This window comes from Martinezella sp. CNPSo 3957 (genome assembly GCF_057784395.1).
Map to the genome: position 1 here is coordinate 153,705 of NZ_JBXSOU010000009.1, position 25,621 is coordinate 179,325.

The 25,621-nt window shown below is 60.8% G+C and carries 21 protein-coding genes; 5 read left to right on the forward strand and 16 right to left on the reverse strand.

The features are described 5' to 3' along the window. Genes AC13QE_RS21180 through AC13QE_RS21190 form a run of 3 tightly spaced genes read right to left on the reverse strand, consistent with a single transcriptional unit; the run spans nucleotide 1 to nucleotide 3,961 of the window. The gene (locus AC13QE_RS21180) at nucleotides 1-852 is read right to left on the reverse strand and encodes an enoyl-CoA hydratase family protein (protein ID WP_488485126.1); all 852 of its coding nucleotides are present in this window, start codon (nucleotides 850-852) and stop codon (nucleotides 1-3) included. A 3-nt stretch (nucleotides 853-855) separates the two neighbouring features. Further along, nucleotides 856-1,635, reverse strand: coding sequence for an SDR family NAD(P)-dependent oxidoreductase (locus AC13QE_RS21185; protein WP_488485127.1), 780 nt, complete (start codon nucleotides 1,633-1,635; stop codon nucleotides 856-858). A 7-nt stretch (nucleotides 1,636-1,642) separates the two neighbouring features. Then, the gene (locus tag AC13QE_RS21190) at nucleotides 1,643-3,961 is read right to left on the reverse strand and encodes a bifunctional salicylyl-CoA 5-hydroxylase/oxidoreductase (RefSeq protein WP_488485128.1); all 2,319 of its coding nucleotides are present in this window, start codon (nucleotides 3,959-3,961) and stop codon (nucleotides 1,643-1,645) included. Nucleotides 3,962-4,256: 295 nt separating this feature from the next. Between AC13QE_RS21190 and AC13QE_RS21195 the strand changes: the two genes are divergently transcribed. Next, entirely contained in the window at nucleotides 4,257-5,870 is a 1,614-nt protein-coding gene (locus AC13QE_RS21195) for an AMP-binding protein (protein WP_488485129.1), read from the forward strand. Between the two features lie 25 nt (nucleotides 5,871-5,895). Here AC13QE_RS21195 and AC13QE_RS21200 read toward each other — a convergent pair whose 3' ends face one another. The 6 genes from AC13QE_RS21200 to AC13QE_RS21225 all read right to left on the reverse strand — a co-directional run bounded on the left by AC13QE_RS21200 (nucleotide 5,896) and on the right by AC13QE_RS21225 (nucleotide 11,913). Further along, on the reverse strand, nucleotides 5,896-6,459 hold the full coding sequence (locus tag AC13QE_RS21200) for a VOC family protein (RefSeq protein ID WP_488485130.1): 564 nt from the start codon (nucleotides 6,457-6,459) through the stop codon (nucleotides 5,896-5,898). 90 nt (nucleotides 6,460-6,549) lie between these two features. Next, nucleotides 6,550-7,401 (reverse strand): ATP-binding cassette domain-containing protein, encoded by an 852-nt coding sequence (locus tag AC13QE_RS21205; RefSeq protein WP_488485131.1) that lies wholly within the window; start codon nucleotides 7,399-7,401, stop codon nucleotides 6,550-6,552. Further along, complete coding sequence (locus AC13QE_RS21210) at nucleotides 7,398-8,270, reverse strand: ABC transporter ATP-binding protein (protein WP_488485132.1); 873 nt, start codon at nucleotides 8,268-8,270, stop codon at nucleotides 7,398-7,400. Before AC13QE_RS21210 ends, AC13QE_RS21205 begins: the two co-directional genes overlap by 4 nt. Continuing rightward, nucleotides 8,267-9,160 carry an ABC transporter permease gene (locus tag AC13QE_RS21215; protein WP_488485133.1) on the reverse strand — a complete coding sequence of 298 codons (894 nt, stop codon included), beginning with the start codon at nucleotides 9,158-9,160 and terminating at the stop codon, nucleotides 8,267-8,269. Before AC13QE_RS21215 ends, AC13QE_RS21210 begins: the two co-directional genes overlap by 4 nt. Next, nucleotides 9,153-10,160: an ABC transporter permease gene (locus tag AC13QE_RS21220; protein WP_488485134.1), complete on the reverse strand. Its 1,008-nt coding sequence runs from the start codon at nucleotides 10,158-10,160 to the stop codon at nucleotides 9,153-9,155. The genes AC13QE_RS21215 and AC13QE_RS21220 overlap by 8 nt, the downstream gene beginning before the upstream one ends. Before the next feature lie 217 nt (nucleotides 10,161-10,377). Next, a complete protein-coding gene (locus tag AC13QE_RS21225) occupies nucleotides 10,378-11,913 on the reverse strand; it encodes an ABC transporter substrate-binding protein (protein WP_488485135.1) in 1,536 nt (511 codons plus the stop codon). A gap of 357 nt (nucleotides 11,914-12,270) precedes the next feature. Between AC13QE_RS21225 and AC13QE_RS21230 the strand changes: the two genes are divergently transcribed. After that, a complete protein-coding gene (locus AC13QE_RS21230) occupies nucleotides 12,271-14,424 on the forward strand; it encodes a thiamine pyrophosphate-dependent enzyme (RefSeq protein WP_488485136.1) in 2,154 nt (717 codons plus the stop codon). A 9-nt stretch (nucleotides 14,425-14,433) separates the two neighbouring features. Then, nucleotides 14,434-15,993, forward strand: a complete 1,560-nt coding sequence (locus tag AC13QE_RS21235; RefSeq protein WP_488485137.1) for an indolepyruvate oxidoreductase subunit beta family protein — start codon at nucleotides 14,434-14,436, stop codon at nucleotides 15,991-15,993. A 52-nt stretch (nucleotides 15,994-16,045) separates the two neighbouring features. On the opposite strand, the gene AC13QE_RS21240 is transcribed toward AC13QE_RS21235, so the two are convergent. From AC13QE_RS21240 to AC13QE_RS21250, 3 genes are all read right to left on the reverse strand, one after another. Continuing rightward, complete coding sequence (locus tag AC13QE_RS21240; protein ID WP_015340911.1) at nucleotides 16,046-16,552, reverse strand: MarR family winged helix-turn-helix transcriptional regulator; 507 nt, start codon at nucleotides 16,550-16,552, stop codon at nucleotides 16,046-16,048. A gap of 24 nt (nucleotides 16,553-16,576) precedes the next feature. Then, the gene (locus AC13QE_RS21245; protein WP_488485138.1) at nucleotides 16,577-18,166 is read right to left on the reverse strand and encodes a phytoene desaturase family protein; all 1,590 of its coding nucleotides are present in this window, start codon (nucleotides 18,164-18,166) and stop codon (nucleotides 16,577-16,579) included. Between the two features lie 72 nt (nucleotides 18,167-18,238). Further along, on the reverse strand, nucleotides 18,239-19,021 hold the full coding sequence (locus AC13QE_RS21250) for a cyclase family protein (RefSeq protein ID WP_488485139.1): 783 nt from the start codon (nucleotides 19,019-19,021) through the stop codon (nucleotides 18,239-18,241). 393 nt (nucleotides 19,022-19,414) lie between these two features. On the opposite strand from AC13QE_RS21250, the gene AC13QE_RS21255 reads away from it, so the two are divergent. Together AC13QE_RS21255 and AC13QE_RS21260 are read left to right on the forward strand one after the other, a co-directional pair. Then, the gene (locus AC13QE_RS21255; RefSeq protein ID WP_488485140.1) at nucleotides 19,415-20,986 is read left to right on the forward strand and encodes a phytoene desaturase family protein; all 1,572 of its coding nucleotides are present in this window, start codon (nucleotides 19,415-19,417) and stop codon (nucleotides 20,984-20,986) included. Between the two features lie 97 nt (nucleotides 20,987-21,083). Beyond that, the gene (locus tag AC13QE_RS21260; protein ID WP_132717395.1) at nucleotides 21,084-21,599 is read left to right on the forward strand and encodes a MarR family transcriptional regulator; all 516 of its coding nucleotides are present in this window, start codon (nucleotides 21,084-21,086) and stop codon (nucleotides 21,597-21,599) included. A 64-nt stretch (nucleotides 21,600-21,663) separates the two neighbouring features. On the opposite strand, the gene AC13QE_RS21265 is transcribed toward AC13QE_RS21260, so the two are convergent. The 4 genes from AC13QE_RS21265 to AC13QE_RS21280 all read right to left on the reverse strand — a co-directional run bounded on the left by AC13QE_RS21265 (nucleotide 21,664) and on the right by AC13QE_RS21280 (nucleotide 25,491). Then, the gene (locus tag AC13QE_RS21265; RefSeq protein WP_488485141.1) at nucleotides 21,664-22,338 is read right to left on the reverse strand and encodes an amino acid ABC transporter permease; all 675 of its coding nucleotides are present in this window, start codon (nucleotides 22,336-22,338) and stop codon (nucleotides 21,664-21,666) included. A 93-nt stretch (nucleotides 22,339-22,431) separates the two neighbouring features. Continuing rightward, nucleotides 22,432-23,229, reverse strand: coding sequence for an ABC transporter substrate-binding protein (locus tag AC13QE_RS21270; protein WP_488485142.1), 798 nt, complete (start codon nucleotides 23,227-23,229; stop codon nucleotides 22,432-22,434). A gap of 82 nt (nucleotides 23,230-23,311) precedes the next feature. Continuing rightward, nucleotides 23,312-24,520 (reverse strand): pyridoxal phosphate-dependent aminotransferase, encoded by a 1,209-nt coding sequence (locus AC13QE_RS21275; protein WP_488485143.1) that lies wholly within the window; start codon nucleotides 24,518-24,520, stop codon nucleotides 23,312-23,314. Between the two features lie 188 nt (nucleotides 24,521-24,708). Beyond that, nucleotides 24,709-25,491, reverse strand: coding sequence for an HpcH/HpaI aldolase family protein (locus AC13QE_RS21280; protein WP_488485144.1), 783 nt, complete (start codon nucleotides 25,489-25,491; stop codon nucleotides 24,709-24,711). Between the last annotated feature and the right edge of the window lie 130 nt (nucleotides 25,492-25,621).

Below are 25,621 nucleotides of genomic sequence, written 5' to 3' on the forward strand. Positions count from 1 at the left end.
TCAATCCCCCTGGAATTCCGGCCGGCGCTTGGCCGCGAAGGCTTCAAAGGCGCGGCGGAAATCCTGCGTTGCCATGCAGATCGCCTGCGCCTGCGCTTCGGATTCGATCATTTCGTCAATGCCCATCGCCCATTCCTGGTTCAGCATGGTCTTGGTCATGCCATGGGCGAACCATGGGCCGTCGGCCAGCGAGCGGGCGAGCTTGACCGCTTCCTGCTCCAGATCGGCGCTGGCGTGAAGACCGTTATAGAAGCCCCAGGCCTGTCCTTCCGCTGCCGTCATCGATCGGCCGGTGAAGAGGAGTTCGGCGGCGCGGCCCTGGCCGATGATGCGGGGAAGGATGCCGCAGGCGCCCATATCGGCACCGGCAAGGCCGACACGGGTGAAGAGGAAGGCAGTCTTGGCTTCCGGCGTTGCCAGCCGCAGATCGGAGGCCATCGCGAGGATAGCGCCGGCGCCGGCGCAGATGCCGTCGACTGCCGCAATGATCGGCTGCGGACATTTGCGCATCGCCTTGACGAGATCGCCGGTCATGCGGGTGAAGGCCAAAAGCTCGGGCATTGCCATGCGGGTCAGCGGCTCGATGATCTCGAAGACATCGCCACCGGAAGAGAAATTGCCGCCGGCGCCGGTCAGCACGATGGCGCGGATATCGGATGCATAGACGAGATCGCGGAAGAGATCGCGCAGTTCGGCATAGCTATCGAAGGTCAGCGGATTCTTACGTTCGGGACGGTTGAGGCGGATGGTGGCGACACGGCCGTCTTCGCTGACGTCCCAAAGGAAGTGCTCCGGCTTGTAGTCCTTGAAGGGCTTCAGATGCCCCTTCATCGTCATATCCCGATCGCTCATCCCTCAAATCTCCCCACCGGCAACCGCAATTGCCTGTCCATTGATCGATGCTGCGGCCGGCGAGGCCAGCCATAGCACGGTATCGGCGATCTCTTGCGGCTTGACGAGCCGTCCCTGCGGATTGGACTTCGTCAACTCGGCAAGCGCCTGTTCGGCCGTCCGACCGGTCTTGGCGACGATCGTCTCGATCGAGCGCTGGATGATCGGCGTATCGGTGAAGCCGGGGCAGACGGCGTTGACGGTGATACCGGTTTTCGCCAGTTCCAGCGCCAGCGAGCGGGTGAGGCCGACGACGCCATGCTTGGCGGCGACGTAAGCCGAAACGTAAGCGTAGCCCTTCAGGCCGGCCGTCGAGGCGATGTTGATGATGTGTGCGCCGTGGCCACGAGCCTTTAGGTCGGGAAGGACTGCCTGCGTCACAACGAAGACACCTGTGAGGTCGACGGAGAGGACGTGGTTCCAAGCCTCCAAGGTCGTCTTCTCGAAGGGCGCGCTCGGCGCCTCACCGGCATTGTTGATGAGGATATCGACAGGACCGAATTTTTCGCGTGCCTTGCCAAGGCCTTGGGTCACGGCGTCGGGGCTGGTGACATCGAAGCCATCGACGACAAAAGCGTGCACGCCGATTTCGGCGGCAACCGATTCCAGCGGCTCGCGGCGGCGACCGGCGAGACTGACGCGCGCGCCCTCCACGGCAAGCGCCTTGGCGATCGCCGCACCTATGCCGCTGCCGGCCCCGGTGACGAGGGCGTGACGGCCGGCGAGTTTGCCCGAAGTCGTCATATCATCCTCATTTCGCCGGTACGGTGGTGGTCGCACGGGCGAGGTTGGTTTCATATTGCGTCTTGCCGGAAAGATATTGCTTCGGCCAGGGAATGGAAGTCAGGCCGATCTTGGCGGCTTCATGCAGTGACCAGGCCGGATCGGCCAGATGCGGGCGGGCGATGGCACAGAGATCAGCACGGCCGGCGGCGATGATCGAATTGGCGTGATCGGCCTCGGAAATCGCGCCAACGGCAATTGTGGGGATGCCAATCTCGTTGCGGATCTTGTCGGAGAAGGGCGTCTGGAACAGGCGGCCGTAAACCGGCTTTTCCTGTTTCGAGACCTGGCCGGAGGAGCAGTCGATCAGATCGGCGCCGGCTTCCTTGAACATGCGCGCGAAGATCGCCGCATCTTCCGGTGTGTTACCGCCGTCAGTCCAGTCATGGCAGGAGAGGCGGATCGAGATCGGCTTGTCCGCCGGCCAGATGGCGCGGATTGCCTGGAAGATTTCAAGGGGGTAGCGGGCGCGGTTTTCATGGCTGCCGCCATACTCGTCATCGCGCAGATTGGTCAGCGGCGACAGGAAGCTCGACAGCAGATAGCCATGGGCGCAATGCAGTTCCAGCCAGTCGGCACCGGTCTCGATCGCAAGCTCGGTCGAGCGGATGAAGTCGGCCCTGACGCGGTCCATATCGACGCGATCCATGGCCTTCGGCACCTGACTGTTCTTGAGATAGGGAACAGCCGAAGCGGAGATCAACGGCCAGTCGCCTCCGGGGAGTGGCTGGTCGATGCCTTCCCAGGCAAGTTTCGTCGCGCCCTTGCGGCCGGCATGGCCGAGCTGGATGCCGACCTTCGCGGCGCTATTCGTGTGAACGAAATCGACAAGGCGTTTCCATTGCGTCGCCTGCTCCTCATTCCAGAGGCCGAGGCAGCCGGGCGTGATGCGGGCATCGGGCGTGACGCAGGTCATTTCCGCGAAGATCAGCCCTGCGCCACCAAGGGCGCGCGAACCGAGATGGACGATATGGAAATCGTTCATCACGCCATTTTCAGCCGAGTACATCGCCATCGGAGACATAACGATGCGGTTGATAAGTTGGACATCCCGGAGGCGATAGGGCGTGAACATCGGCGGCAGGCAGCGGTCGTTACCGACGGCGAGGCCGGATTTTTCGGCGAACCAGCGCTCATAGCCTTCAAGCCAGGTCTTGTCGCGCAGCCGCAGATTTTCGTGGCTGATGCGCTGAGAGCGGGTCAGCATCGAATACATGAATTGCGGCGGTTCGAGCGTGTCGGCATAGCGACGGCCGACGACTTCGAACCATTCCATCGCATTGCGGGCAGCATTCTGGATGCGGGCGACGTCGACGCGGCGGATTTCTTCGTAGGTCTCGAGGACTGCCGGGATTTTGTCCTTCTCGTGCCCGTGGATCTGGAACTGGTGGGTGAGCTCGATGGCGTCGTCGATGGCAAGCTTCGTGCCGGAGCCGATGGCGAAATGCGCGGTGTGGGCGGCGTCACCCATCAGCACGACATGCGAATTGCCGTTGAAATGGCTCCACTTGCCGCAGATCAGGCGGTTGAAGTTCAACCATGCCGAGCCGCGGATGTGGCGGGCATTGGTCATCAGCGAAGCGCCTTCGAGCACTTCGGAAAACAGGTTTTCGCAGAAGGCGATGGAGCCGTCCTGATCCATCCTGTCGAGGCCATGGGCAAGATAGGCCTCTTCCGTCGTCTCGACGATGAAGGTCGAGGTCTTGTCGTCGAACTTGTAGATATGCGCCTGGAACCAGCCGTGATCGGTGCGGCGGAAATCGAAGGTGAAGGCGTCGAAAAGCTTGTTGGTGCCGAGCCAGATATAGCGGTTCGGCCGTGTGATCATATCCGGCTGGAAGACCTCCGGATAATGGTTGCGAATGCGCGAATTGAGGCCGTCCGAGCCGATGACCAGATCGGCATCGGGATAGTCGAGATCGGAATTGACGTCCGTTTCGAAGATAAGCTCCACGCCGAGCGCCTCGCAGCGGCGCTGCAGGATGTTCAAAAGCTTCTTGCGGCCGATACCGACGAAACCGTGGCCCGAGGTGCGCTGGCGCGTGCCCTTGAAGAGGACTTCGATATCGTCCCAATGGTTGAAGGCGTCCTCGATTTCGGCGGCACTTTCCGGGTCCCATTCCCGCATCGAAACCATGGTCGCATCGGAGAAGACGACGCCCCAGCCGAAGGTATCATAGGGGCGATTGCGCTCGACGACGCGGATGGAGTGCTCCGGATGGAGCTTCTTCATCAGAAGCGCGAAGTAAAGCCCTGCGGGGCCGCCGCCGATACAGACGATGCGCATCGCTTTCCCTCCTCGTCCAGCCGGAGCCGATCTCAAAATCATTTAAACTTAAAATATCTTGTCGATGCCGTTCGTCAAGGCTTTTCCTGCCTGAATCTGCGGAGGGCTGATGGTCACGACACCGTGAAAATTGAGAATTTTCCTTCTAAATCAATGGGAATTCAAAAATAGTTTATGCTTAAACTTTCTTGCTTGAACATTGCAGGCTTCAGTGCGATCTTTTTTAGCAACGCCACATGCGTCGCGAGGAAACGGCTGTCGTGGCGATTGATCGATAAGATGCGGGAGCAAGGCGATGCTGGGACCGACTGGTCATACCGATACATTCACGCGAGACAATCTGCCGCCTTTCGACGAATGGCCCGAGCTGCGGATGGCGGGTTTCGACTATCCGGAATGGCTGAATGCTGGCTTCGAGCTGAGTGACCGAATGGTGGAGAAGGGTTTCGCCGATCATGTGGCCCTCATCGGCAACGGCCGCCGCCGCACCTACAAGGAGCTGGCGGACTGGACCAACCGCATCGCACACGCGCTCATCGAGAATTTCGGCGTCAAGCCGGGCAATCGTGTCCTCATCCGTTCCGGCAACAACCCCGCCATGATCGCCTGCTGGCTGGCGGTGACGAAGGTCGGCGCCGTTGCCGTCAATACCATGCCGATGCTGCGGGCCGGCGAGCTTTCGAAGATTATCGACAAGGCGGAAATCTCGTTTGCGCTTTGCGATACGAGACTGCTCGAAGAACTCGTCACTGCAGCCAAGGATAGCCGCTTCCTGAAGCAGGTGGTGGGCTTCGACGGCACCGCCAACCATGATGCCGAGCTTGACCGCATCGCGCTCAACAAGCCGGTGCGCTTTGAAGCGGTCAAAACCGGGCGGGATGACGTGGCGCTGCTCGGCTTCACCTCGGGTTCGACGGGTGTGCCGAAGGCGACGATGCATTTCCATCGCGATATTCTGATCATCGCCGACGGCTATGCCAAGGAAGTCCTGCAGGTGACGCCGGATGACGTCTTTATCGGCTCGCCGCCGATCGCCTTCACCTTCGGGCTCGGCGGTTTGGTCGTCTTCCCCTTGCGCTTCGGCGCGTCGACGGCGCTGCTGGAAAACGCTTCGCCGAAGAACATGGTCGAGATTATCCAGGAGTACGGCGCGACCATCAGCTTCACCGCACCGACGGCCTATCGCGCCATGCTGGCGGCGATGGAGGAGGGGGCGGATCTTTCCTCGCTTCGCATCGCGGTTTCTGCCGGCGAGACGTTGCCGGGGCCGATCTTCGAAGAGTGGACATGTAAGACCGGCAAGCCGATCCTCGACGGCATCGGCTCGACCGAGATGCTGCATATCTTCATCTCCAATCATCTCTCCGATGCCAGGCCGAACTGCACGGGCAGGCCGCTGAAGGGCTATGAGGCCCGTGTCGTCGATGAAGAAATGAACGAGGTTCCGCGCGGCACCATCGGCAAGCTCGTCGTTCGCGGGCCGATCGGCTGCCGTTATCTCGCCGATTGCAGGCAAGCCGATTATGTACGAGATGGCTGGAATGTAACCGGCGACAGCTTCATTCAGGACGAGGAGGGCTATTTCCACTTCGCCGCTCGCTCTGACGACATCATTCTTTCCGCCGGCTACAATATTGCCGGGCCGGAAGTCGAAGCTGCGCTTCTTTCGCATGCCGATGTGCTTGAATGCGCTGTGATCGGCAAGCCGGACGAGGAACGGGGCCATATCGTGCAGGCCCATGTGGTGCTGGCGCCCGGTATTACCGGCTCGGATCTGCTGGTCAAGGCGCTGCAGGATCATGTGAAGGCCGTCATCGCGCCTTATAAATATCCGCGTTCCATCGTCTTCGTCGAAGCCTTGCCGAAGACGGAATCCGGCAAGATTCAGCGCTTCCGGCTGCGTAACTGAGGATACCGTCAGGCGACATCTCGCTTCACTTACCCGGATCTTTCGGGCTCCACAGCACGGTTTCGGCGTCCTTTTCGTAAGCCATGCCCTTGGGATAGCTGATAGCCTCGAACTGCAGGCCCCAGGGTGCCTGGAAATAGAGGATCGACTGGCCTGCCGCCGGACCGTCTGTAATTGGCAGCGGTCCTAACCGCGTCGCGACGTTCCTGCTGTCCAAATAAGCCTTTGCTGCGTCGATGTCGTCCACATAGAGCGAGATGTGAAACGCACCGATATCGCTATTCTTCTGCTTGAGGTCCCGCTGGTCGGGCGCTGAATATTCGAACAGTTCGATGTTCGATCCGAAACCACATCGCACCTGGGTTATCTGTTTTATTTTAGCCTTGGGATCGACGCCGAGCAGATCGGTCATGAAAGTGCCCTTGTCGTCCGCGAATGGGCCGAACGACATGATGACCTCGCAGCCGAGTACGTTTTCGAAGAAATCGACCGCCTGCTTCATATCCGGCACCGTCAGTCCCGTATGGTCGTGACCGCGAAGACCGGGCAAGCCCGTGGTCTTTGTTGCTGCTGAAACAGGATCCTTCATGGGGTCTTCCCTTTCCATATGCCGATGTTGTCGCGGTCTCGCTGGCACCTGCGGCTCAAGCGCAAACTTTGCGCCCTGATCGGGCGACCTTCATGCATCGGACGCTTCCATCAGGTTTTCGCGACCGAGCCAATGCGGGTCGACTTCCGGCAGGGGAATGGCGTCGAGCAGCATGCGGGTGTAGGCGGAGGCGGGTGCGGTGAAGACGCGCTCGCAATCGCCTTCCTCCTCGACGCGGCCGTGGCGCATGACATAGACCCGGTCGCAGATGGCGCGGATGACCGAGAGGTCGTGGCTGATGAAGGCCATGGAGAGGCCGAGATCGCGCGAAAGCTCCTTCAGCAGATTCAAAACCTGCGCCTGCGTCGACACGTCAAGGCCGGAGACGATCTCGTCGGCGAGCACGAAATCCGGCTTCAGCAAAGCCGCACGCGCGATGCCGATGCGCTGGCGCTGGCCGCCCGAGAGTTCATGCGGATTGCGCTCGAGGCATGCCTGAGGGAGCGTCACCCGTTCAAGGATTTCGGCAACCTGCCGCTCGGCCTCTTTTCTGTCCGAAGCAAGTTTGTGCAGAAGCAGCGGTTCGACGAGGATGCGGCGGATCGTGTGGCGCGGGTTGAGTGAGGCCATCGGGTCCTGAAAGATCATCTGCATGCGCCGACGCAGCGGCCGCATGTCTGTAGCCGGCAGACGCGTGATATCTCTGCCATCGAAATGGATGCTGCCTGCCGTCACATCGACCAGCCGCAGCAGGGCGCGGCCGAGGGTCGTCTTGCCCGAGCCGCTTTCGCCGACAATGCCGACGGTTTCGCCGCGGCGGATATCGATATCGACGCCGTGCAGCACCTTGATGCCGTGGCCCGGCGGCCCGAAAAGATGCGGCTTGGCGCCGTAGGTCACCTCGATGCCCTTAGCGGATAGGAGATTATCGGAAACGCTCATCGGCCGCCCTCCGAAATGCCGATTTCGCGGCGTAACTGCTCGAAGACTGCTTGCGGGACCGGCGTCAGCCCGGCATCCGGCCGGTCGTAGCGCGGCCCGGCTGCTATCAAAGATCTCGTGTAGATATGCTGGGGATGCGCAAGCACGTCGCTTGTACGTCCCTCCTCGATAACCTTGCCTGCGTACAGCAGCGTGACGCTGTCGCAGATCTGGGCGACGACGCCGAGATCGTGGGTGACGAAGATGACGGCGGTGCCATGCGCTTCCTGCAGGCCGCGGATCAGCCGCAGGATCTGCTTCTGCACGGTGACGTCGAGCGCGGTAGTGGGCTCGTCTGCGACGACCAATTTCGGCTCCAGCGCGAAGGCGGCGGCAATCAGGATGCGCTGGCGCATGCCGCCGGACAGTTCATGGGGATAGGCGCGCAGCACGCGCTCGGGATCGCGGATATGCACTTCTTCCAGCAGCTTCAGCGCGCGCCGCCGTGCATCGCCCGATGACATGCCCCGCTTCAACCGCAGGCCATCGGTCAGCTGCGCCTCGATGCGGCGGCCGGGATTGAGTGCGGTTTGCGGGTCCTGCGGGATCAGCGAGATTTCGCTGCCCATGATGTCTCGCAATTCCCTGGCAGGGAGGGTGAGGAGGTTGCGGTTGTCGAACAGGATCGATCCATTCGTGATGCGGACGCTGCGTGGCAGGATGCCGAGCAGAGCCTTGGCGATGGTCGATTTTCCGGCGCCACTTTCGCCGACCAGCCCGCGCACTTCGCCGCGTTCCAATGTCAGGGAAACATCGCGCAGGATCGGTGTGCCGCCGTCGCGGTCGGATACGGCGTTGAGGCCGGTAATGGAGAGGAGTGGAGATGTCATCGGCGCATGACCGGATCGAGGGCGCGGCGCAGGCCATCGCCGAGTTGATTGAAGGCAAGCACCGTTGCGAACAGCGCAATCAGCGGTACGACCAGCACCCACCAGCCCTGATAGATCATCTGCCGTCCCTCCGCGATCATGCCGCCCCAGGTCGGCGTGTCGGAGGCGACCGACAGGCCGACGAAGGACAGGATGGCCTCGACGATGACGGCAATACCCATTTCCAGGCTGACAAGGGCGATCAGCACCGGCGTCACGTTGGGCAGGATTTCGCTGAAAAGGATTCGCACCCGCGAAAAGCCGATCGTGTGGGCGGCGGTCACATAATCCATCCGCGCCTGCGCCTGTGTTTCCGAGCGCACGACGCGGCAGAAGCGTGTCCAGTCGATGATGACGATGGCCGCGATGACCGAATGCACGCCGGAGCCGAAGACTGCAACCAATAGGATCGACAAAAGCACTGGCGGGAAGGCCATCCAGATATCGACAAGGCGGGAGATCACCTTGTCGATCCAGCCGCCATACCAGCCGGCGAGAAGGCCGAGCAGCGTGCCGATCAAGGCTGCGAGGCCGGCTGCGACGAAGGCAACCGTCAGCGCGATGCGCGTACCGAAGATGGCGCGGGAGAGCACGTCGCGGCCGAGATCGTCCGTGCCGAGCAGGAAGCCGGGATCGGAGCCTTCGATCCATGCCGGCGGCAAAGTACCGGACATCAGATCCTGCTCCAGCGGGTCCTTCGGCGCGATATAGGGCGCGAAGATTGCAAGGATGAGGAGGATGAGAATGAAGCCGCCGCCGAAGATCACCTTCGGCTCGGCGAGCAATGCGCGCAGGCGTTTCGCCATTCTGGAGGGCGAGCGTCGCATGGCGGGCGAGGTGACGTCAGCCATGGGCGAGCCTCGGATTGAAGGCCGCGACCAGAAGGTCGACTGCCAGATTGACGAGAATGAAGATGGCGCCGAAGACCAGGACAAGCCCCTGGATCAGCGGCAGGTCGCGGTTGATCACGGCATCGATCGCCATGTTGCCGATGCCGGGATAGGCGAAGATGCGCTCGACGATGACTGTGCCGCCGATCAGGAAGGTGAATTGCACGCCGGTCAGCGCGATCGTCGGGCCGACGGCATTGCGTAGCGCCTCCTGCAATACCAGTCGCAGCTCGGACATTCCTTTCAATTTGGCGAGCAGGATATAGTCCTGCACCATGGCCTCGGAGAGTGCGGCCTTGAGCACGCGGGCGATGATGGCGGCGAGCGGCAGGCCGAGCGCCAGGACCGGCATGACCATATGCGCGCAGATATCGGCGAAGATCGCAAAGCGAAGCGTCAGCAGGCTTTCGAGGAGATAGAAGGGGGTCGCGAATTGTGCGTCGATGCTCGGATCGATACGGCCGGAGAGCGGAAAAAGCGGAAAGAGGACGCCGAGCACGAGGACCAGCGCAAGTGCCCAGACGAAATCCGGAACGGCAAGAAAAAGGCCATTGAAGCTGTCGATCAAAGGCTCGAAAACCGTGCGGCGGGCGAGCGTGCCGACGATCGCGACCGCGCCGCCGAGAAGAACCGCTAGGACTAGCGCGGCGAAAGCGAGTTCTAGCGTTGCGGGGAGGCGCTCCACAAGCAGGGACAATACATCGCGCTTCAGGGAAATCGATGTGCCGAAGTCGCCTATCAGAACCGATTTCAGCCAGAGCCAGAATTGCGTGGTCAGGCTCGCATCGAGCCCGTAATGGGCGCGCAGTGCTGCGATATCGGCAGGGCTTGCACCCGGCGAGATCATCATCGCGATCGGATCGCCCGGCACGACGCGCAGCAGGACGAAGACGATCACCGCCACTCCGAAGAGGGTGATCGCGGCCATGATGAGGCGGTTCAATATGGAGACTGCTATCATGCGTTATGAGTTCCGATCGCACGGCTATGGCGATGGGGGCTCTAAGCCCCTCATCTGCCCTGTCGGGCACCTTCTCCCCGTTTTGACGGGGAGAAGGGGAAAGAGGCACCTGCAGCCTACCCCTAACGACTTATTTCGGCGAGGATACAAAGGTCGTTCCCTCTCCCCGCTTGCGGGGAGAGGGTTAGGGTGAGGGGGCAACGCCACAACAGCGATATCAACCCTTCGACACCAGCGTCGGCTGCAGGGCGCCGGAGACGTTTGGCGTGATCTTGAGGCTCGATTTGTAGACGATCGGCTGGGCATATTGCAGCAGCGGGATCACATAGCCCTGTTCGGCGATGTATTTGATCGCCGCCTTCCAGCCGGCAATGCGCTTTGCCTCGTCCTTTTCGCCCCAGAGCGGCCCCAGCATGTCGTCGACATCCTTGGTCTTCCAGGCGGAGTGCGGCGAGGGGCCGAACATGGCAAAGCCGGTCGAGGTCGTCGGATCGCCGATGGCGTTGCCCCAGTTGTAGAAGGCGGCCGGCCCGAGCTGATGGGCGGCGCGCAGCTCGTAGTGCTTGGCAATTTCGTAGACTTCGATTTCAGCCTCGATGCCGACCTTGCGCCACATGCCGACGATCGCCTGGATCATCTCGTAATCCTTCGGCTTGAAACCGCGGGTCGTCTTGATGGTGAATTTCACCGGCTTTTCCGGCGAATAGCCACTGGCCGCCAGGAGCTTCTTGGCCTGTTCCGGATCGTAAGGGGTTTTGACTGACGCGTCGTAGGCCTCATATTCCGGCGCTTCCAGCGTCGACAGGGCGTTGCCGTAGCCGCGCAGGAGCCGCTTGATGATCGCTTCCTTGTCGATCGCCATGTTGGCGGCGAGACGGACATTCTTGTCGAGCATCGGATCAACATTGCTGATGAAGATCATGCCGATGTCGGAGATCGGGGTGGCGACGCCAGCAAGACCGGACTTCTTCTTCAGCCGGTCGAAATCCTCATAGGGTATTTCCAGCGTCACGTCGGACGAGCCGGACTCGATTTCGGCCACGCGGCTCGTCGTATCCGGCACGAACTTGAAGATGACAGTGTCGAAGGCGGGCTTGCCGCCGAAATAGTTCGGGTTTGCCTTCAGGCGCAGATAGGAATTGCCCTCATAGGCATCGACCATATAGGGGCCGGTGCCGATCGGCTTCTTTTCGAAGCCCTGTGCGCCTACCTTGGTGTAATAATCCCTCGGCAGGACGTAGCCGGTGAGGAATGCCATCCATTTGAAGAAAGTCGGCTCGAAGCGGACGACATCGCCGGTGATGCGGTTGCCTTCCACTTGGTAATTATTGGCGGTCGACCAGATGAACTGGATCGGGTTGCCCGTGTCCTGCTTGGCGGCGCGCTCCAGCGACCAGACGACATCGTCCGGAGTGAACTTGGAGCCGTCGTGCCAGGTGACGCCTTCGCGAACGTCCATCCAGACCTTGGTCTTGTCGTCGTTCCAACCCCAGGCCGTCAGCAGGCCCGGCTGGAATTTCAGGTCCGGTCCCTGGCCGATGAACTGGTCGAAGACGGAGCGATAGATTGCCTGGATCGTCGGGTTGACGGCGGATGGGCCGGTCGTCGGATCGAAAGAGGGCAAATTGACGTTGAAGGCGATGGTCAGTGTGCCGGCTTCGGCTGCTTCCACCGGCGTTTTGCCGGCTAGAATCCCAGTCATGAATGCTGCTGCGCCGAGGCTCAGGGCCTCGCGCCGAGTAAGCGTTGTCATGGTCACTCCGTTCCCCTGTTAAGCGACAGAAAAGCATGACGCCCAACTGCCGCTGGCGATTTATTGTCGGAATGTTTTAATCTTAAAATACATATTTTGGAGCGGCAAGAGCTTTCTCTGGTGCTTGTAAAGAATCCGATGCTTTTTTGGCATCCATATTAAATGCGTACGCATATATCTGCGCTGCAACCCAGGGAGCGAAGGTTCCGATGTGGAAGAAGGAAGGCAATGGCTTACCGCTTCGAACTTACTCCATCCAGCTGGATTTCATATTTGTTCGTTGACAGCTTAAGGAAGTTCAAAATATGATTTTGCAAATGATTTAAAACAAGCCCACAAGGGCAAAGGGGTAACGTCATGGCCGAGCGATCGTTTACGCGCGAGGTCGAGGATCTGAAGCTCGGGGAAGGCGACATCTTCCGCGGCGAGGGTATTCTCGCGATCACCAAGGCACTTCTGCAATCCGGCGTCTCCTACGTCGGCGGCTATCAGGGTTCGCCGATTTCCCATCTCATGGATGTATTGGCCGACGCCAAGGATGTGATGCAGGATCTGGGTGTCCACTTCGAAACATCGGCTTCGGAGGCGGCGGCCGCCGCCATGCTGTCTGCCTCCGTCATGTATCCGGTGCGCGGCGCCGTCACCTGGAAATCGACGGCTGGTACCAATGTAGCCTCCGATGCGCTTTCCAACCTGTCTTCCGGCGGTGTCACCGGCGGCGCACTCATCATCATCGGTGAGGATTACGGCGAGGGCTCTTCCATCATGCAGGAGCGCAGCCATGCCTATGCGATGAAATCGCAGATGTGGCTGCTCAACCCGCGCCCGAACCTGCCGTCGATCGTGCAGGCGGTGGAAGAGGGGTTCGAGCTTTCGGAAGTATCGAACACGCCCGTCATGCTGCAGGTCGGCATCCGTAGCTGTCATGTGCATGGTCAGTTCGTCGCCAAGGACAACAAGCGGCCGGCCTATACGCTGAAGCAGGCGCTTGAAAATCCGGTCCGCGACGTCAATCGCATCGTGCTGCCGCCGGCATCCTTCCTGCACGAGAAGGAGAAGCTGGAGAAGCGATGGCCCGCCGCCGTCGATTTCATCAGGAAGCGCCAGCTCAACGAGTATTTCGGACCCTCCGAGGGCGATGTCGGCATCATCCTGCTCGGCGGCATGTATAATGGCGTGCTGCGTGCGCTGCAGCAGCTCGGACTTGCCGATGTCTACGGCAATTCCGCCGTGCCGCTTTACGTCCTCAACGTCGCCTATCCGCTTGTGGATGACCAGATCGCCGAATTCTGCGCCGGCAAGAAGGCCGTGCTGATGGTGGAGGAGGGGGCGCCTGAGTATATCGAGCAGTCCCTCAATACCATCCTGCGCCGCCGCGATATCCAGACCAAGGTCGCGGGCAAAGACGTGCTGCCGATGGGCGGCGAATATACAGCACCCGTATTGATGAAGGGCATCAAGAATTTTCTGGAGATCCATCAGCGCGTGCTGCTCGGCAACCAGCCACCGCTGCCGGATCCGACGCCTGTTCTCAACGATCCCAAGATCAAGGCGTTGGCCGAAGTCGTGCCACCGCGCCCGCCCGGCTTCTGCATCGGCTGTCCCGAGCGGCCGATCTTCGCCGCCATGAAGATGGTGGAGAGCGAACTCGGCCAGCATCACATATCAGGCGATATTGGCTGTCACCTCTTCTCCATCCTACCGCCCTTCAATATCGGCAGCACGACCATGGGCTACGGGCTCGGGCCGGCAGCGGCCTCGGCCTTCAATGTCGCGGCTGACAAGCGCGTGATTTCGGTCATGGGCGATGGCGGCTTCTGGCACAATGGCCTTGCGACCTCTGTCGGTAATGCCGTCTTCAACAAGCAGGATGGCGTCATCCTCGTCGTCGACAACTATTATTCGGCGGCGACCGGCGGGCAGGACATACCGTCGTCGCGTGCCCTCAACCCACGCCGCAAGACCAACAATTCGATCGTCAATGCCGTCAAGGGCATAGGCGCGACCTGGGTGCGCCAGATCGACCGGACTTATGACGTCGCCAAGATGCGCGACACGCTGCGCGAGGCTCTAACCTCGAAGGAGGCGGGGCCGAAGATCATCGTCGCTTCCTCGGAATGCATGCTCAACAAGCAGCGTCGCGTGAAGCCGCAATTCGCCAAGGCGGTGAAGGACGGCAAGCGCATGGTCAAGGAGCGCTTCGGCGTGGATGAGGACGTCTGCACCGGCGATCACGCCTGCATCCGCCTTTCCGGCTGTCCTTCGCTGTCGGTCAAGCATACCGACGATCCGCTGAAGGACGATCCGGTGGCGGCGATCGACAATAATTGCGTCGGCTGCGGCAATTGCGGTGAGGTCTCGGAGGCGGCGGTGCTCTGTCCCTCCTTCTACCGGGCCGATATCATCCATAACCCGACGGGCTGGGATCGCTTTGTCGCTCGCATGCGTTCCGGCGTCATCGGTTGGCTGCAGGCACGCCGCCGCGCCGGCCGCATCGTCTTTTCAGATTGAGAGGGCGAGATGAACGAGCATGTGAGCATGAGTGATCTCGGCGCTGCCAGGCTTTCGACGGACAAGCCGCTGTCGCTTGCCATCCTCGCCATGGGCGGGCAGGGCGGTGGCGTCCTGGCCGACTGGATCGTCGGACTTGCGGAAGCCGAACGCTGGATGGCGCAGACGACGTCTGTGCCGGGCGTTGCCCAGCGTACGGGCGCGACAATCTACTATATCGAGATGCTGCCGGCGAAGGATGGTCACGAGCCGATCTTCTCTCTGATGCCGACGCCGGGTGATGTCGATGTCGTCATGGCGGCAGAGCTGATGGAGGCTGGCCGCTCTGTGCTGCGCGGCCTCGTCACCCCGGACAAGACGCTGCTGATCGCCTCGACGCACCGTTCCTTTGCGGTTGCGGAAAAGGAAAAGCCGGGTGATGGCATCGGCAATGCCGAGGTGGTGGTCGATGCTACGGATTTCGCCGCCAAGCGCACCATCGCTTTCGACATGGAAACGATGGCCGTCAGGAACGGCAGCGTGATTTCGGCCTCCATGTTCGGCGCGCTGGCCGGCTCCGGTGCGCTGCCGTTCGGCAAGCAGGCTTTCGAAGCGATGATCCGCGCCGGCGGCAAGGGCATCGAGCCCAGCCTGAAGGCGTTCAATGCCGCCTTCGACCGCGTCAAGGAAAAGCCGCGCGATGCCGTTTCGGCAACGCCGCCCAAGCATTTCGATGCGCTGCCTGAAACCGCCGGCCATCCGGCGCTCGATCGGCTGGTCAATCGCATGCGTTCCGAATTTCCGGAAGTAGCCTGGCCGCTGCTGTTTGCGGGCGTCAAGAAGCTGACCGATTATCAGGACCCGGCCTATGCCGACGAATATCTGAGCCGTGTCGCGGCACTTCATGCGCTGGATCGCAAGGCTGGCGGCGCAAGCAAGGATTTTGCCTTCACCGTGCAGGCGGCGAAGTATGTCGCAGTCGCTATGGCCTATGACGACGTCATTCGCGTTGCCGATCTGAAGGTGCGTGGCTCGCGCTTCGAGCGCGTTCGCAAGGAGGTCGGCGCCAAGGACGATCAGATCGTCTACATGACCGAATACATGCATCCGCGCATGGAGGAGATCTGTGGCACGATGCCGAAAGGAATGGGTCTCTGGATCGAAAACCGGCCGCGCCTGTTTGCCCGGCTCGACCGCTTCGTCAACAAGGGGCGTCGCGTTCAGACGGGTACGCTGTTCTGGTTCCTCGGCCTCTATATGGTCTCGGCGCTACGCCGCATCCGTCGCGGCACGCTGCGGCATGCCCGCGAAGTCGAGCATCGCGAGGCCTGGCTTGCAGCGGCCTCCAATCTGCTGGCCGTGAATTACGATCTCGCCGTCGAGGTGCTGGGCAATCGCCGCCTCGTCAAAGGTTATTCCGATACGCATGCGCGCGGGCTATCCAAGTTCGATCGCGTCATGTCGGCGCTGCCGCTTCTTCGCGACCGCGACGATGGAGCTGCGTGGATGAAGCGGCTGCGCCAGGCGGCGTTGCTGGATGAGCAAGGTACGGCGCTCGATGGCGCATTGAAGACTGTAGCGACGCTTTGAGGTTCCCGCGAGCGCGGAATCTTATCTCGCCCTTGGCGGGATAAGCGTTGCCTCAGATCTCGTGCTTCCTGATATTCTGCAGCACCTTGTGCAGGGTCGAGATGAAGGTGCGATATTCGGCCTCGTCGACGCCATCGAACATTTGCAGGAAGAGGTCGTACATGGTCGGCCACACCTTCTCGAAGGCGGCGCGGCCTTCCTCGGTGATCGAGACGTCGCGAATGCGCATGTCTTCGGCGCGGGGTTGGCGGCGGATGTAGCCCTGCTGTTCGAGCGAGTCCAAGGTGCGGCTCATCGTCGACTGCTCGGTCACGGCGAAGACGGAGAGCTCGTTGATCGTAAGGCTGGAAGAGACGCTGAGAACGGCGAGCGTCCGCATCTTCGCAGTCGTCATATCGTATTCGCGCAGCTCCTCCAGCAGATTGGCGTTCCAGCGCGCCATCAGCCGGTTCATCAGATAGGGCGCGAAGTGATTGAGGCCGATTTCGCCCATGGTTGGACGTTTTGCGTTCTCATCTCGATTGCGCCGCAAAACGGTGCCTGAAAACCGCTCCTCCATCGACGATGTTCCTCCGGAAACTTGTTATTTCAGCGATGCTGCGAGCAGGAAGCCGGAGCCCCCACCAAGGCCTGGACCGGGATGCGCGGAAGCGCCGATGTGGTAAAGGCCGGATATGTGGGTGCGGTGGTTAACAGATGACTTGAAGGGACGCCAGATGAAAAACTGGTCGAGGCCGCAATAGCCCCCGTAGGGATCGCCACCGACGAGGTTCATGTTCATCGCTTCCAGATCCGCCGGAGAGTAGGCGCGGCGCGCGAGCTTGACGTTTGCAAAATCCTCGATATGGCTCGCAAGCAGAGCTTCGATGCGGTCGGCGTAGCGCTCGCGCACCTCTTCCGTCCAGCGGCCGTCTTCAGGCGTTTCGATTTCGCCCGCGGCATCGCCCTTGATGCGGCGTGGAGCTTCAGGAAGTTGCAGCCAGAGGATCGATTTACCTTGCGGGGCGCGGGTGGGGTCGAGTGCGACGGGCTGGCCCACACAGACGGTGGGTTCGGCGGGCAGAAGCCCGCGTTCGCATTCATTGGCGGCGCGCGAGACGCCGTCGAGACCTGGGGTCAGGTGCAGCAGCGCCACCTTGCCGAGTTCGGCGTTGGCTTTCCAGCGCGGCGGCTCGGAAAGCGCGTAGTGTATCTGCATGTCGCCCTTGCCGTAGCGATAGCTGGCAACGCCCGATTTGACCTCCGGCGGCAGCGGATCCGGCCAGTCCTTCATCAGCCGTTCGTAAAGCTGGTTGGGCGTTGTCGAGCAGATTACCCCCGCCTTCGCCTTCAATATTTCGCCATTCGCAAGACGCACGCCATCGGCGCTGCGATTATGGTCCGGAATGATGGCCGCGACATCCGCGTTCACACGAATTTCACCGCCATGATCGGTAATCAACCGTTCGAAGGCCGTGAGCAGTTTGTCGGCGCCGCCCTTGACGATCGGCGCGCCGCCGAGTTCCAGCGCGAAACCGATCACCTTCAGCATCTCGGCGGAATAGGCGCTTTCCGGGCCGAGGCCGCAGTGGAGCACCCAAGGCGCCCAGAGGGCATGAATATCCTCGGACCTGTAACTGGTTTCGAGATAGCCGCGCGCTGGCGTCAGGGCCTCGCCAAACCATGCCGCGAGCTTCCGCAACCCGCGGCTCCAGCCTTGCTTTGCAACGGTCTTCAGGGTCGATCCCGACCATAGCGCACCGCCAAGCAGGGAAAACAGGAATGGCGCGTCGGCCGCAAGGGCTTCCATCTCACGGGAAAAGGTTTGCCCGTCACCAGGCGACAATTTGTCGAAAGCGGCGATATTTCGCTGCCTGTTCTTGGAAAAGATCACATGCGAACCGTCGGGACGGAGCACGCCCGTGGGAAGGTCGGCATGGGCGAATTCCAGGCCTCGCGCCTCAAGATCCTTGCCGATGGCGCCATAGGCCGGCGAGGTGAGGAACAGCACCATGGTCGTTGCCATGACATCATGGATGAATCCGGGCTCGGTGATCTCCTCGGTGCGCAGGCAACCGCCGATGCGGTCGTTGCGCTCAAGGATGAGTACCTTGTAGCCCTTCTTGCCAAGCATTGCTGCTGCGACAAGCGCATTTATGCCGCTGCCGACAATGATGTAATCATGTTCGCCCATTGCTGCCGCCCCTCGCTGACAAGATGAACGGAAAGGTGGAGCCTGCCCTCAAGGCTCCACCTTTCCAGCCAATCATGCAATCAATGCCAGTGCGCGAACCGGCGAGCCGGTGCCCTTGACGAACTTCAGTGGGGCAGCGATCAGCACGGCGCCCTTGGCAGGAAGCTGGTCGAGATTCGAGAGGCTGGCGAGGCCGTACCGGTTGGCCTTGTGCATGAGGTTGTGTGCCGGGAAAGGCGGGTTCATGCCGCCGGCAGATCCGGCATCGGTGCCGATCGTTTCGGAACCCCAGCCGATGATGCCCTTGGTGAGCAGGTATTCGATCGCTTCCGCCGTCGGGCCGGGAGAGTGCGGGCCGTTTTCATCAGCGTTCAGGAAGGTTTCCGTCGAACCGTTGCGCTTGTACCAGTCGGTGCGCAGCAGCACCCAGCTGCCGGCCTCGATTGCGCCATGCTGGGCTTCCCATTCCTTGATGTTCTCGACCGTCAGCAAATAATCGGGATTCGCGGCGGCTTCCTTGGAGCGGTCGATGACATTGACCGGTGCCACGAAGTTCTGCGGGGGGATGGTGTCGGTCGTGTTGTTCGGATTATCTTTGCCGGTGATCCAGTGGCAGGGCGCATCGAAATGTGTGCCGGTGTGCTCGCCGAGCTCCAGCCAGTTCCAGGCCCAGAACGGGCCGTCCTGGTTGTATTCGGAGATGGTATGGACCTTGACGCTGGGCGTGTTCTTACCGAACTGTGGCGGCAGGTAGAGCACCGGTGTGTCGGGTCCGAGCGGCGCGGTGAGATCGACGACCTTGACGGAGCCCGAAAGCAGGGCCGAGGCGAGGCTGGCGAGTGTGGTAGCGGTCATTTTTTGAGTTCCCCTTGTTGTTGCAGGATCCCGTGCGAAGAGCCTTTTTGCAGGTCTTTTGCTTAGGATCAGGCATGAAATCGACATCGCCAGACGCGGGTGCCTTTCCTCCTGGCACCGGGTCCGCGCGGCGGCGGAATGAAGGGAGCCTATGTCACAATATATGATATTGCAAGCATTCGGCTGGGGTTCGCGGCGCCAATTTTGACATAAAATCGGCGGCCATCATGAGTTTGTAAGCTACTGAAGCAAAACGGTATTCCTCGACGTAATTCGATGAAATGCTATCAATGGTTGCTTGCCTATCTTGCGATTCGCGCCGGCAGATACTTGAAGCTTAAAACTCAAAATGTATGCATGTGATAATAATAATCACAAATCAAAAAGGGGCAGATGATGAGCTATGATGCAATCATAGTGGGGGCCGGTCACAATGGCCTGGCGGCGGCGGTGCATCTGTCTGCCAAGGGCTGGAAGGTTGCCGTCATCGAGGGAAATGCGGAGCCAGGCGGCGCCGTTAAGACCCGCGAGGTGACGTTGCCCGGCTTCCGGCACGATCTTTGCGCGATGAATCTCTCCATGTTTGCCGGCTCGGCTTTCTTCGCGCAGTATAAGAACGAGCTATCGGCCGAAGGGTTGGACTTCGTGCCTGCCGCGGATTGTTTCGCCAGCGTCTTTCGCGACAACACCTATCTCGGCGTCAGCACCGATCTGGAAAAGACAGCAGGCGCTATCGCCGAGATCTCGCCGCAGGATGCTGCCGCCTGGCGCACTATGCTTTCTACGTTCGGTGCGGATGCCCCGCATATTTTCGGCCTGCTCGGCTCGCCCATGCCTTCGATGGCCGCCGCCAAGGTCGTCTGGAAAGCCTGGCGCGAGAAGGGGATGGGGTGGGTTTACGATACCGCGCGCATGCTCTTTGCCTCGCCGCGCGATTTTCTCGATGGGCGTTTTCAGAATGCGAAGCTCAAGACGATGATGGCCGCCTGGGGGCTGCATCTCGACTTCGCGCCCGATGTCGCCGGCGGTGCGCTGTTTCCCTATCTCGAATCCATGGCCAATCAGGCATTCGGCATGGTGATCGGCAAGGGCGGTGCCGATACGATCATCAAGGCTATGGCGGCCGTGCTGAAAAACAAGGGCGGCGAGCTGATGCTTGGCACGCGCGTGGACAAGATCACGACCTCGGGCGGCAAAGCGACGGGCGTTGTGCTGGCCGATGGACGACGTTACGAAGCGAAGCGTGCGGTCATCGCCAATGTCCATCCGCAGATCCTGTTCGGCAAGCTTCTGGATCAGGATCCGGCGCGCCAGGAGTTTGACGGCAAGATCAAGCGCTTCCGCGCCGGACCGGGTACGATGATGATCCATCTGGCGCTGTCGGGCCTTCCGGATTGGACGGCGGGCAAGGCGCTCCAGAATTTTGCCTATGTGCATATCGCGCCGGATCTCGAAATGATGTCGCGTGTCTATGCCGAGGCCATGGGCGGGCTGCTGCCGGCTGAACCTGCCCTGGTGGTAGGCCAGCCGACAGCCATCGACCCGTCGCGCGCGCCGGACGGGCAGCATGTGCTTTGGATACAGGTGCGTGTCCTGCCGGCGGAATTCCATAGTGATGCCGCCGGTCAAATCAGCGGCGCGGGCTGGGACGAGATCAAGGATATCTATGCCGAGCGCGTTCTTGATATCGTCGAACGTTATGCGCCCGGCTTGCGCAGCAAGATATTGGGGCGCTCGGTCTTTTCGCCCGTCGACCTGGAGCGAGAGAACCCGAATCTCATCGGCGGCGACAATCTCTCCGGCAGCCATCATCTCGACCAGAATTTCCTGTTCCGCCCGGTTGCCGGCTATTCGCGATATAAGACGCCGGTGGCATCGCTCTACATGTGTGGGGCCTCGACATGGCCTGGCGCGGGAACGGGTGCAGGTTCCGGTTTCATGCTGGGGAAAATGCTGGCCAAGTGAACGCCATATGACTTGACGTTCAAACCTTTGACATTTCAAATATCGTCCCCTAGATCGCTGGGATTAGCGGTGCGGAACGATAGGCCGAGGCGACGTTATGACAGAGTCCGAGAGTGCAAGCGTTGATCTGGAGATCATCGTTCAGGGCGCGCAAGAAGGCAAGAAGCTCGAACTGCGGCTCTGGCTGCGCATGCTGTCGACGACCAAGCTGATCTCGCAGGAAATCCGTCGCCGGCTGCGTAACGAGTTCGGCGCGACCCTGCCGCAATTCGACCTGATGGCGCAGCTCTATCGCGAGCGTGAGGGCTTGCGCCTCGGGGAGCTTTCGAAGCGCACCATGGTCACCAACGGCAATGTCACCGGACTGGTCGAACGGCTGGAGGCGGATGGCCTTGTGTTGCGCGTAACACCCGATGGCGACCGGCGCGTCACGGTCGCGAAGCTGACGGAAAAGGGCGAGACCCAGTTCAGCGCCATGGCAGCCGCCCACGAAGGCTGGCTGCGCGACATGATGGCGGATGTGGAGCCCGCGATCGTCAGCGAGCTGTGGCGGGATATCGGCGCGGTGAAGTCATCGGTAAGCAATCATCTTTCAGGCACCGATTTCGATTGATGGTAAAGCATGTCGCGCAAAAGTGTGTAGCGGTTTTGCGGTGGCGACATGCGTCAACGAGGAACTATCTCGCCCGCTCGTCCTTGAACTTCTTTTCGAGCACGCTGACGAGGCGGACCATTGGCCAGAGCAGGATGATGTAGATCAACGCGGCCATGATGAGCGGCGAGGGGTTGGCGTAGAAGCCTTGAGCGTTCTGTCCTTCCTTGAGCAATTCGGGAAGGGCGACGGTCGAAGCGAGCGACGTATCCTTGAACATCGACACGCAGTTGCTCGTCGTCGGCGGAATGACGATACGCACCGCCTGCGGCAGCACAACCTTGTAGAGGGTGATCAGGAAGGGGATGCCGAGGGCTGCGGCCGCCTCGAATTGCCCGCGCGGCACACTTTCGATCCCTGAGCGAAAGACTTCGGCCGAATAGGCGGCAAGCACGACCGAGAAGCCGAGGATCGCCGACCACCACGCGGAAAAGCTGATGCCGACGAAGGGTAATGCGTAATAAATCAGGATCAGCACGACCAGCATGGGCATGGCGCGCATGATGTCGATATAGGCAATCGTCAGGAGCTGCAAAGGTTTGGGAGCATAGAGGCGGATCAGGCTGATGACAAGGCCGCCGGTCACGCCGATCAGGATGCTTACCACGCCGAGCGCGATGGTCATCCAAAGCCCGCGTAGCAGCTGCGGAAAGGCCGAGATCATGACGTCGGAGTTAAGGAAGGTGTCGACGAAAGACATTGGCACTCCCGCGTGCGAAACGAAGACGAGGTTTCTTGCATCCACGCCGGTCGTTGCGACCGGCGTGGTTTTATTTCGATAATGATCTTTTGATCATGCCTTGGGGATAGGCAATTCGGTGACGGTGGAGGAGCCTGCCGGCGCCTTGCCGCCGAACCATTTCTCGTGGATCTTTTCCAGCGTGCCGTCCTTCTTCATCGCGGTGATCGCATCGTTGATCTTGGCGACGAGCGGCGAATCCTTGGTCATCATCAGGCCGTATTGTTCGCCTGTCTTGATGCGATCCTTGATGGCAAAGCCCTTGGTCTTGACGAAGAGATACTGCATGCCCGGAATATCGCTGACGACGGCATCGATACGGCCGGCGCCGAGATCGAGGAACATATCCTGCTGCGAGTTGTAGCCCTTGACGTCGGCAAAGCCTTGAGCGGCCTTGTTGTCGTTGGCCCATTTTTCACCCGTCGAACCCGAAAGCACGCCGATAGTTTTGCCTTTGAGATCGGCAAGCGCTTTGATCGAGCTGCCGTCCTTGGCGGCGACGCCCATATCGGAATCGTAATAGGGCTGGGTGAAGGACTGCGATTTCAGGCGTTCCGGCGTAATCGTGATGGACGAGATCGCCACGTCGATGCGCTTGGAACTGGTTGCCGCAAACAGGGCCTGAAAGCCGTAGTCGGCGATATTGGTCGTCATGCCCGCGCGCTTGGCCGCTTCGTTGACGATATCGACCTCGAAGCCTTCGAAGCCGCCATTCGTGGTCTTATATTCGAAGGGCGGGTTGTTGGGGTAGGAGCCGACGTTCAGCACATCGGCGGCATAGGCAAAATGGCTTCCGCCGGCGAGGCCGACGGCGGTCGCCAGGATCAGCAGACTGCGACGAGTAATGGGCATTTTCTTGGTCTCCCTCTGGTTATGACTGCGGGCTTTTCCTCTCACCCGCGGGGGTATTCCGTCCGCCCGACCGGCGGCCGTCTCATGTCATCGCGTTGACCATGCGATCGAGTGCAATGCGCATCTGTTCGGTTTCGCGGAAGGTGCACATGCGCAGGAAGGCGCGCGATGCCTCGCCGAAGTGATATCCTGGCGCCAGGCCGACGCGGGCTGTCTCCAGGATGCGCTCGCAGAGTGCCGTCGCATCGGGCTCGCCCTGCAGCGCGAAGAAGGCATACATGCCGCCGCGCGGCTTTTCCGGCAGGATGATGCCCGGTATCTTCGGCAGCTTCTCATAGGCCAGATCGAGGCCGGCCTTGATACGTTCGCGGATTTCTGAAACCAGCGGCTCGCCTTCGCGCAGAGCGGCAGCGGCACCCGCCTGAACCATGGCCGAGGTGCCGCTGTTGATATATTGCGTCATGGCGCCGAGCTGGTCGGCGACGGCCGATGGGTGCGTCAGCCAGCCGACGCGCCAGCCAGTCATCGCCCACGCCTTGGAGAAGCTGTTGATCGCGATCACGCGATCGCCGTCTTCGGCCACCTGCAGGATCGACGGGGCGATGTCGCCATCGAAATAGAGGCGGGCATAGACCTCGTCGGAGATGATCCAGATGCCGGTGCGGCGGCTGAAATCGAGTAGCGCCTGCATCTCTTCGCGCGAGGCGGTCCAGCCCGTAGGATTGGAGGGTGTCGACAGGAAGATGGCTCGGGTGCGGGCATCGCAGCGGGCGAAAAGCTTGTCGAGGTCGAGGCGCCAGTCGGTATCGAAATCGAGTGACACGGCGCGCGGCTCGCCGCCGATCAGGTGGATGGCGTTATGGATATTCGGCCATTGCGGGGCGACGTAGACAACATTGGTGCCGACATCGACGAGCAGTTCAAGCGCCATATAGAGCGCCTGCATGCCGCCGGGGGCGACCGTGGTGCGCTCGATCGGGATGGGGCGCTTATGCCAGTGCGTCTGATAGTCGGACAACGCCTCGTTCAGCGTCGCCAGACCCCGCATATTCGGGACGTAGAAGGTTGCGCCATCGTCGAGCGCCTTCTTCGCAGCATCCCGGATGAACTCGGGGGTCACGATATCCCCTTCGCCGAACCAGAGCGGAATGACGCCGCCGAGTTCGCGGGCGCGCTTGGCAAGCACGGCGATATTGTCGGTGCGCATGTCGCGGATCTGGGCGCGAATGCCTTCGAGAGCATCGCGGCCCGTCATCACGTTCGGCAGGTTATGCTGCGGTAGAAGAGACAAGAAATTTCCCCTGGGAATTCTGCATTGGAGGGTTCAAACGGCTGCGGCAATTTTCGCTTTTGCAGCCCCTCAATTTCGAATGGTTATCCAAAAACAACGGCATTTCAAGGACAAATTTTAAGCTTAAAAAGTCTACCTTCCTGCTCAATTTCGCTTTGCCCTTTGAAATGGTAACACACTGAGAGAAATCAGCTTTCCTTGTTCCCTGGCGCATGCTTGCCTTGTTTTGCGGCATCGACGCCGGCAGCCAGGCTGGCGCCCAGAAACATCGTATCGCTTGCCAGTATGAAGAAGCTGATGCCGGCTTCCGACCATGCGCCGACATCGTCTGCCGAAGGTCGAAAGATACCGACCGCGCGACCGGCGGACAGAGCGGCTTGCGTGATGGTTCTGATCGCCGCGTCGAGCCTGTCCTTGCCCGCAGGACCCATGGCGTCGATCGAAACGGAGAGATCGCCAGGCCCGATGAAGATGAGGTCGACGCCATCGACGGCGGCCATCTCGGCGATATTGGCAAGCCCTTCGGCTGTCTCGACCTGGATGGCAAGCACGAGTTCGGCATTGGCCTTGGTGAGGTAGTCCGGAATACGGTAGCCATAGGCGGCCGCGCGACCCGGACCGACGCCGCGGGCGCCGAGCGGGGGATAGCGGGTGGCCGTGACGACTGAGCGCGCCTGCTCCGCCGTCGAAACACGGGGCACGAGAACGCCTGCCGCACCTGCATCCAGAACGGCTGCAATATCCTCCGCCGCATGGCCGGGGACGCGGACCATGGCTGGAACGCGATGGATATCAGCGGCGCGGATCAGATCCTCGATGCGCTCGCGGCTGATCTGCGAATGCTCCCAGTCGATGCAGAGGAAATCGACGCCTGAGGCTGCCGTGACTTCGATGGCGACGGGATGCGGAATGGCCGCAAATGTACCGACGAGCAGCTTCTGCTCGATACAATTCCGGCGGAAATCGCTCATCGTCTTCCTCATTCTGGCGGTCTCTCAACGAGGGGTAGGTCGAAAGATACAACTGCGAAACGGCTATCTGCTCCGTGCTCAGAACAGTTTTCCGTACCGATCCGGCACCGGCACGGGGACATTGCGGTGG

Coding starts and splice junctions, on each gene's coding strand:
- AC13QE_RS21180 (WP_488485126.1), bottom strand. CDS start 852: ATGAGCGATCGGGATATGACGATGAAGGGGCATCTGAAGCCCTTCAAG.
- AC13QE_RS21185 (WP_488485127.1), bottom strand. CDS start 1,635: ATGACGACTTCGGGCAAACTCGCCGGCCGTCACGCCCTCGTCACCGGG.
- AC13QE_RS21190 (WP_488485128.1), bottom strand. CDS start 3,961: ATGCGCATCGTCTGTATCGGCGGCGGCCCCGCAGGGCTTTACTTCGCG.
- AC13QE_RS21195 (WP_488485129.1), top strand. CDS start 4,257: ATGCTGGGACCGACTGGTCATACCGATACATTCACGCGAGACAATCTG.
- AC13QE_RS21200 (WP_488485130.1), bottom strand. CDS start 6,459: ATGAAGGATCCTGTTTCAGCAGCAACAAAGACCACGGGCTTGCCCGGT.
- AC13QE_RS21205 (WP_488485131.1), bottom strand. CDS start 7,401: ATGAGCGTTTCCGATAATCTCCTATCCGCTAAGGGCATCGAGGTGACC.
- AC13QE_RS21210 (WP_488485132.1), bottom strand. CDS start 8,270: ATGACATCTCCACTCCTCTCCATTACCGGCCTCAACGCCGTATCCGAC.
- AC13QE_RS21215 (WP_488485133.1), bottom strand. CDS start 9,160: ATGGCTGACGTCACCTCGCCCGCCATGCGACGCTCGCCCTCCAGAATG.
- AC13QE_RS21220 (WP_488485134.1), bottom strand. CDS start 10,160: ATGATAGCAGTCTCCATATTGAACCGCCTCATCATGGCCGCGATCACC.
- AC13QE_RS21225 (WP_488485135.1), bottom strand. CDS start 11,913: ATGACAACGCTTACTCGGCGCGAGGCCCTGAGCCTCGGCGCAGCAGCA.
- AC13QE_RS21230 (WP_488485136.1), top strand. CDS start 12,271: ATGGCCGAGCGATCGTTTACGCGCGAGGTCGAGGATCTGAAGCTCGGG.
- AC13QE_RS21235 (WP_488485137.1), top strand. CDS start 14,434: ATGAACGAGCATGTGAGCATGAGTGATCTCGGCGCTGCCAGGCTTTCG.
- AC13QE_RS21240 (WP_015340911.1), bottom strand. CDS start 16,552: ATGGAGGAGCGGTTTTCAGGCACCGTTTTGCGGCGCAATCGAGATGAG.
- AC13QE_RS21245 (WP_488485138.1), bottom strand. CDS start 18,166: ATGGGCGAACATGATTACATCATTGTCGGCAGCGGCATAAATGCGCTT.
- AC13QE_RS21250 (WP_488485139.1), bottom strand. CDS start 19,021: ATGACCGCTACCACACTCGCCAGCCTCGCCTCGGCCCTGCTTTCGGGC.
- AC13QE_RS21255 (WP_488485140.1), top strand. CDS start 19,415: ATGATGAGCTATGATGCAATCATAGTGGGGGCCGGTCACAATGGCCTG.
- AC13QE_RS21260 (WP_132717395.1), top strand. CDS start 21,084: ATGACAGAGTCCGAGAGTGCAAGCGTTGATCTGGAGATCATCGTTCAG.
- AC13QE_RS21265 (WP_488485141.1), bottom strand. CDS start 22,338: ATGTCTTTCGTCGACACCTTCCTTAACTCCGACGTCATGATCTCGGCC.
- AC13QE_RS21270 (WP_488485142.1), bottom strand. CDS start 23,229: ATGCCCATTACTCGTCGCAGTCTGCTGATCCTGGCGACCGCCGTCGGC.
- AC13QE_RS21280 (WP_488485144.1), bottom strand. CDS start 25,491: ATGAGCGATTTCCGCCGGAATTGTATCGAGCAGAAGCTGCTCGTCGGT.